Annotated in this window: 2 rRNA genes; both read left to right on the top strand. The window is 52.2% G+C overall.

Annotation, left to right across the window (positions count from 1 at the left end):
• Positions 1-105 (top strand): 23S ribosomal RNA (locus GOEFS_RS23670); the annotation flags it as partial.
• 146 nt (positions 106-251) lie between these two features.
• Positions 252-368 (top strand): 5S ribosomal RNA (gene rrf / locus GOEFS_RS15320).
• Positions 369-372 lie beyond the last annotated feature (4 nt).

Genomic DNA, 372 nt, shown 5'->3' with positions numbered 1-372 from the left:
TAGCGGGGTTAAGGCCCCCCACAGACCATGGGGTTGATAGGCCAGAACTGTACGCACCGCAAGGTGTTTAGGTGACTGGTACTAATCGGCCGAGGACTTACCAACACCCCAACAACATTTGGGTGTCACACCGGTAAGTACACGCAACACTAAAACATCATCACCATAAACAGTGATATCGCATCCACTATGCAACTCTGAAACAACACACAAACCCACACCAATAGTGGGTTTTGACAGTTTCATAAAGTTTCGGCGGCAATAGCGGAGGGGAAACGCCCGGCCCCATTCCGAACCCGGAAGCTAAGCCCTCCAGCGCCAATGGTACTGCACCCTAACCAGTGTGGGAGAGTAGGACACCGCCGAACTAAA

The sequence above is a fragment of the Gordonia effusa NBRC 100432 genome, assembly GCF_000241305.1.
Taxonomy (GTDB): domain Bacteria; phylum Actinomycetota; class Actinomycetes; order Mycobacteriales; family Mycobacteriaceae; genus Gordonia; species Gordonia effusa.
The sequence above is the reverse complement of the archived record's forward strand: the minus strand, read 5'-3'. Positions and strand labels throughout refer to the sequence as shown.